The organism is uncultured Paenibacillus sp. (assembly GCF_963515335.1).
Lineage (GTDB): Bacteria > Bacillota > Bacilli > Paenibacillales > Paenibacillaceae > Paenibacillus_I.
Genome location: NZ_CAUPYC010000116.1, coordinates 1 through 3,756 on the forward strand (window position 1 = coordinate 1; position 3,756 = coordinate 3,756).

Annotated in this window: 6 protein-coding genes; 3 read left to right on the forward strand and 3 right to left on the reverse strand. The window is 53.7% G+C overall.

Translation table 11 applies throughout. From position 1 onward, the window contains the following. The coding region (locus RWM61_RS20015; RefSeq protein WP_314004208.1) for a hypothetical protein at positions 1–237 on the forward strand (237 nt) is incomplete at its 5' end. Positions 238–366: 129 nt separating this feature from the next. On the opposite strand, the gene RWM61_RS20020 is transcribed toward RWM61_RS20015, so the two are convergent. Then, positions 367–582, reverse strand: a complete 216-nt coding sequence (locus RWM61_RS20020) for a hypothetical protein (protein ID WP_314004211.1) — start codon at positions 580–582, stop codon at positions 367–369. A gap of 133 nt (positions 583–715) precedes the next feature. Further along, positions 716–1,327: a stage II sporulation protein M gene (locus tag RWM61_RS20025; RefSeq protein ID WP_314004213.1), complete on the reverse strand. Its 612-nt coding sequence runs from the start codon at positions 1,325–1,327 to the stop codon at positions 716–718. A gap of 145 nt (positions 1,328–1,472) precedes the next feature. Between RWM61_RS20025 and pdaB the strand changes: the two genes are divergently transcribed. Beyond that, positions 1,473–2,276, forward strand: a complete 804-nt coding sequence (gene pdaB / locus RWM61_RS20030) for a polysaccharide deacetylase family sporulation protein PdaB (RefSeq protein ID WP_314004216.1) — start codon at positions 1,473–1,475, stop codon at positions 2,274–2,276. 46 nt (positions 2,277–2,322) lie between these two features. Here the strand turns inward: pdaB and RWM61_RS20035 are convergent, their stop codons facing one another. Next, a complete protein-coding gene (locus RWM61_RS20035; RefSeq protein WP_314004219.1) occupies positions 2,323–2,949 on the reverse strand; it encodes a KinB-signaling pathway activation protein in 627 nt (208 codons plus the stop codon). Between the two features lie 225 nt (positions 2,950–3,174). Here RWM61_RS20035 and gerD point away from each other — a divergent pair. Beyond that, a partial coding sequence (gene gerD / locus RWM61_RS20040; RefSeq protein WP_314004222.1) for a spore germination lipoprotein GerD occupies positions 3,175–3,756 on the forward strand: 582 nt, incomplete at its 3' end.

A 3,756-nucleotide genomic window follows, 5' to 3' on the forward strand; every position in this document is an offset into this window, starting at 1 on the left:
GGAATGACAGGGCAGTTTCGCTCGTTGTTCAGTTTTCAAGGAACAATGGTGTTTTCTTTTCGGCGCAAGCCGGCAAGAAAAACGCATCTTTTCGTTTCTTTCTTTCATCGCCAACCTCTCAGCGGCGACTTTTATAATATATCACAGGCCTCTAAGTCTTTGCAAGTGGTTCTTTTAACCAATCACCCGCTTCACCGTCGGGTCCGTGATAACGAGCACCTGCCGGCACCCGGATAAACAATTTATCACAGCTTGCGCGATACCGTCAAGGCCTGTTCGACCGGGAATTTTCGCCTGTTTCCCGTTTCCCGCCGCATCGCCCTATATCTCCAGTGGCAGACGGCCGGCGGCTATAAACAGACTTCGCTACTTTGTCACCTTCATTACATATCGGGATAGTTCCTTGGGCGATGCCATTCTGGCATACATGCGAAAAATGATTTTGTAGCGTTTGCCGATCGCTTGCTTGATCTCGCCGTCCAGACGAGAGTCGTGCAAATCAAGCAGCATCTCATCGAGTTCTTTACGCAGCACGTAGTCAAGCTCCCTGCATTCCTTATCCGTGAACAGCATTCCGAGCATAGCCGGGCGTCCGGCCTCCCTTCCGTGGACGCGATCCGCGTCCGTAATCGGGCTCCAAAAGACTGCAAAAGCGGCGAATGGCAACCGTGCCGCACGCCGCTTTTACTGTTATGCTCACATTCCGGGGAAAATATTACAACGAGATAAGCCAGACGGTAAGCGTGCTTTCAATAACGGCAGCCGCCAGCAGCGCGACGATAAGAAAGAGAATGACCGGCACGGTGCGAACCGCGAAAAATTCGTATTCCTTGCCGATACCCTCACGCCGGGAAACGAGTGAGCCGATTGCTCGAAAGCTCAGCATACCGAACTTCAGACCGTAGGCGCAAGCGATCAGAATCGCCGGAATCTCGATAATGCCATGCGGCAGTATCCCTTTTAAAAAAACCGCCGCGGCATTTTGCCCGCTCTCCCCCAGCGATGTGAACAAATAACCGAGAATCATGCCGTTAAGCAACAGGAATAACAACGGAACGACGGCGAACGCAGCGCCCAAATACATCACCATAATCGATTTAACCGTATTGTTCAGAAAGATGAACAAGAACATAAACAACGTCGGGTTGCTCGAATTGTCGATCATACCTGCAATATCGCCGATACCTTCCAACTGACGGTCCAAATAACCCTCGAACGCCGGATTCGTTCCGCCGACAATCACGCCGGCAAAAAACAGGATCGCCGAGAAAGCGAAATAACGCCGCATGCGCAGCAGATGATCGATAAATGCTTTAAACGAAAACATGCGCTTTCCCCTCCTTCAAGTTGTAACCCTTCTCCGATCCCGCTCCAAGCATAAGTTGAGGATGCGGGCATACATTGTACTAAGCCAAGCTCCACTTGTCCCGGTAACACGAAATTGAAAGAACAGAGAGGAGAGCGTGCGTACAATGAATATGTTCTTTGTATGGAACGGCCGCAAGCTGAAACGCTATTTTCTGATTGCCGCGGCGTTGTTATTCTCAGCCGGTGTCATTTACGCCGAGAAGGACAACATCACGGTGTTCTCGCCCCAAATGCCGGCCGCCATCTACAGCATACCGACCGATAAAAAAATCGTGGCGCTGACGTTCGATATCAGCTGGGGCGAGAAGCGAGCCGAGCCGATTCTCAAGGCGCTGCAGGAAAAAGGCGTGAAGAAGGCAACGTTCTTCCTGTCTTCACCGTGGGCGCAGTCCCACCCCGACATCGTCAAAAAGATCGTTGCCGCCGGCTACGAAATCGGCAGCCACGGCCACAAGCACGACAACTACAGCGAGCTGAGCGACGAGGAGATCCGCAAGCAGATCGTCACGTCCGACGCGATCCTGGCGGCCATAACGGGCAAGAACCCCAAGCTGATCCGGCTGCCGAACGGCGATTTCGACAAGCGCGTTCTGCGGATCGCCGAGGAGCTGAACTACAAAGTCATCCAATGGGACACCGACTCGCTCGACTGGATGAATATCGGCACCGAAAAAATTATAAATCGCGTCGTTACCAAGGCGCACCCCGGCGACATCATTCTGATGCATGCCAGCGACTCCTCAAAGCAAACGCATGAAGCGCTGCCCGCCATCATCGATCAGCTGAGAGACAAAGGCTACGAGTTCGCCACCGTCTCCGAGCTGCTGGCCCAAACGGAGCTGAAGGGCCGTGCCGTCGAGGACAAACCGAGCGGCCTTGAGCTCCCGGCACTGCCTAATGAGCTGTGATACGCCGCAGCGGAGCTCGGGAGTTTTACACAATATCATTCCGGGTTCAAGCAACCGGCTTCGCGCTCGCGCCGGAGCCGGTTTCCGCCGGTTTAACGAGCTTGTGCAGCATCAGGATCTGATAAGCATTGCATGCGAACAATGGCACAATCATGAAAATAAGAGCAGGCAAATTGTTGTCGTCGGACATACTCGGCCATGCCTCCAGCACCGTGCCGACAATCAACAGAAACAGCGTCGGGAACAGCGCGTTCTTGTTGGTCTGCTTCGTCTTCACCAATGCCACGCACCAAGCGGCCGCGGTTAAGAAAGCCGGCAGCGCCCAGAAAATCCAACCGTTCAGCGCCTCCCGATTTTCATAAAGCCGGTAGCCGAAAAGAACGATACCGAATAGTGTCGTATAGGCCTGCAGCGTCGTCCATAAATAACCGCGGCGAAAAATGCCGAGCGCAATATAATTGAGCGTCAAATAGGCAAAGAACCCCATATGGGCGAACGCCCCGAAAAGCAGCCCCGTAAGCGCCATCATGCCTGCGTTAAAGCCCGCTCCCTTCAGTCCCTTAAGATCGAAAGACGGATCGGTCCAAGCCAGAATCGAACCGGTCAACGACGTAACGACCGCGCCGATCGCCATCGTGGTCCAGAACAAGAAAAACCATTTGCGCAAATTCAAGATCGTATCCCCCTACTTGTCGTACCCCGCGGCTCGTCTCCGCATGCCTAAAACCACGGATGCATTCGCTTTATTTTACCATGTCCGGGCCGAAAAGCTATCTCTCGCTCATGATAATCCCGTGAACATTGACGCATAATACAAACCGAGCATTCCTCAAGCAGTCATCGTACATCCGGTTGTGCAGCACGGCGGCACGAGCATGTGAAAGGGGACGACTTAGCCATGTACACCTGGTACAGACGGGCGGCAACGGCCGGCATCGCGCTGGTACTCTTAACTGCATGCGGCGCGGAGTCTTCCGGCGGCGGCGGGGGCCAGATCAGCTACAAAGACATGAAAACGATGGTTATCGATATCCTCAAAACCGAGGACGGCCAAAAGGCGATGCAGCAGGCTTCCATGCAGACGGCCGGCAGCGGCGGCGGCATGATGATGCTGTCGGCCCAGGATAAGGAGCAGGTCAAGCTGGCCGTGAAGGACGTGCTCGTGTCGCCCGATTACAGCAAGGTGATCGAGCAGCTCATGACCGATCCCCGGTTTGCGGGCGAATTCGCCAAAGCGGTCAATAAGCAGAACAAGCAAATCCACAAAGAATTATTGAAGGATCCCACGTACCAGCACGACCTCATGACAGTCATGAAAAGCCCTGAAATGGAAACTGTGATTTTCGATGTGATTCAGGGCACGCAATACCGCAAGCAGGTCGCGACTGTTATGCAGGAAACGCTGCAAAGCCCTATGGTCAAGCTGCAAATGCTTGAGCTGCTCAGAACGGCGGTTCAGGAGGAGTTAAAACCTAAGGCC

Bases quoted from the DNA above. Each gene is read 5' to 3' on its own strand.
- RWM61_RS20020 (WP_314004211.1), bottom strand. From the start codon at position 582: ATGCTCGGAATGCTGTTCACGGATAAGGAATGCAGGGAGCTTGACTAC.
- RWM61_RS20025 (WP_314004213.1), bottom strand. From the start codon at position 1,327: ATGTTTTCGTTTAAAGCATTTATCGATCATCTGCTGCGCATGCGGCGT.
- pdaB (WP_314004216.1), top strand. From the start codon at position 1,473: ATGAATATGTTCTTTGTATGGAACGGCCGCAAGCTGAAACGCTATTTT.